Source organism: Pseudomonas sp. RL_105y_Pfl2_101 (genome assembly GCF_963970585.1).
Lineage (GTDB): Bacteria > Pseudomonadota > Gammaproteobacteria > Pseudomonadales > Pseudomonadaceae > Aquipseudomonas.
Genome location: NZ_CAXAPG010000100.1, coordinates 1 through 2,215, shown reverse-complemented (window position 1 = coordinate 2,215; position 2,215 = coordinate 1). Strand labels below are relative to the sequence as shown.

At 64.1% G+C, this 2,215-nt stretch carries 2 protein-coding genes; both read left to right on the top strand.

The features are described from left to right. On the top strand, window positions 1-1,992 hold a 1,992-nt coding region (locus tag AACY31_RS28525), incomplete at its 5' end, for a carbon starvation CstA family protein (protein ID WP_339483794.1). A gap of 15 nt (window positions 1,993-2,007) precedes the next feature. Continuing rightward, window positions 2,008-2,205, top strand: a complete 198-nt coding sequence (locus tag AACY31_RS28520) for a YbdD/YjiX family protein (protein ID WP_003201656.1) — start codon at window positions 2,008-2,010, stop codon at window positions 2,203-2,205. Window positions 2,206-2,215 lie beyond the last annotated feature (10 nt).

The following is a 2,215-nucleotide window of genomic DNA, read 5'->3' as shown; positions in this document are numbered from 1 at the left end:
GTCGTGGCCTTGCGCCGCGGCGAACCCATCAACGCCCTCTGGATCGTCGTCGCGGCCGTGGCCATCTACCTGGTCGCCTACCGCTACTACAGCCTCTTCATCGCCAATAACGTGATGCAACTCGATGCGCGCCGGGCCACCCCTGCCGTGCTCAACAACGATGGCCTGGACTACGTCCCGACCAACAAACACATCCTTTTCGGCCACCACTTCGCGGCCATTGCCGGTGCCGGGCCGCTGGTCGGGCCGGTACTGGCGGCGCAGATGGGCTACCTGCCTGGTACGCTCTGGTTGATCGCCGGCGTGGTGCTGGCCGGTGCGGTGCAGGACTTCATGGTCCTGTTCCTGTCCACCCGCCGCAACGGTCGCTCCCTGGGCGACATGGTGCGCGAGGAAATGGGCCGCATCCCCGGCACCATCGCGCTGTTTGGCTGCTTCCTGATCATGATCATCATCCTCGCGGTGCTGGCGCTGATCGTGGTCAAAGCCCTGGCCGAGAGCCCGTGGGGCATTTTCACGGTGATGGCGACCATTCCGATCGCGATGTTCATGGGCATCTACATGCGCTACATCCGCCCGGGCCGCATCGGTGAAATCTCGGTCATTGGCGTGCTGTTGCTGCTGGGCTCGATCTGGCTGGGCGGGCAGATCGCTGCCGATCCGGTCTGGGCCAAGGCCTTTTCCTTTACCGGGATCCAGATCACCTGGATGCTGATCGGCTACGGTTTTGTCGCGGCGGTGCTGCCGGTGTGGCTGATCCTGGCGCCGCGGGACTACCTGTCGACCTTCCTCAAGATCGGCACCATCGTCGCCCTGGCGATCGGCATCCTGGTCACCATGCCCGAGCTGAAAATGCCGGCGCTGACCCAGTTCACCGACGGCACGGGGCCGGTGTGGAAGGGCGGGCTGTTCCCGTTCCTGTTCATCACCATCGCCTGCGGCGCGGTCTCGGGCTTCCACGCGCTGATCTCCTCGGGCACCACGCCCAAGCTGCTGGATAACGAAACCAACGCCCGCTACATCGGTTACGGCGGCATGCTGATGGAGTCCTTCGTGGCGATCATGGCCATGGTGGCCGCTTCGGTCATCGAGCCGGGCGTGTATTTCGCCATGAACAGTCCGGCGGCGATCGTCGGCGGTGACGTGGTGGCCGTGGCCCAGACCGTCAGCAGTTGGGGTTTTGCAATCACCCCCGAGGCGCTGCAAGCGGTGGCCAAGGACATCGGCGAGACCACCGTGCTGGCCCGTGCCGGCGGTGCGCCGACCTTGGCGGTCGGGATCGCGCAGATCCTGCACTCGGTGCTGCCGGGTGAGAACACCATGGCGTTCTGGTACCACTTCGCGATCCTGTTCGAAGCGCTGTTCATTCTCACCGCCGTGGACGCCGGCACCCGTGCCGGGCGGTTCATGCTGCAGGACTTGCTCGGCTCGTTCGTGCCTTCGCTCAAGCGCACTGAATCCTGGCCGGCCAACCTGATCGCCACCGCCGGTTGCGTGGCGCTGTGGGGCTACCTGCTGTACCAGGGCGTGATCGATCCGCTGGGCGGCATCAACACCTTGTGGCCGCTGTTCGGCATTTCCAACCAGATGTTGGCCGGTATCGCCCTGATGCTCGCCACCGTGGTACTGATCAAGATGAAGCGCCAGCGCTACGTCTGGGTCACGCTGCTGCCGGCGGCCTGGCTGCTGATCTGCACCACCACCGCGGGCCTGATCAAGCTGTTCGACGCCAACCCGGCGATCGGCTTTTTGGCCCTGGCGCGCAAATACAACGATGCCCTGGCCGCCGGCCAGGTCCTGGCCCCGGCCAAGAGCATCGAGCAGATGCAGCACGTGGTGTTCAACGCCTACACCAACGCGACGCTGACGGCATTGTTCCTGTTCGTGGTCTTCAGCATCCTGTTCTACGCGCTCAAGGTCGGCATCGCCGCCTGGGGCACCAAGGAACGCACGGATAAAGAAGCGCCATTCCAGGCTCTGCCGGACGCTTGATAGGGGGTTGCAACGATGTTCAATGACTTGAGTCGCCTCGGCAAATACCTCGGTCAGGCCGCCCGCCTGATGGTCGGCATGCCCGACTACGACAACTACGTCGAGCACATGCAAACCAAGCACCCGGACAAACCGCTGATGGACTACGAGGCGTTCTTTCGCGAACGCCAGGAGGCTCGTTACGGTGGCAAGGGTGGGCCCAAGTGCTGTTGAGTTGAGGTAG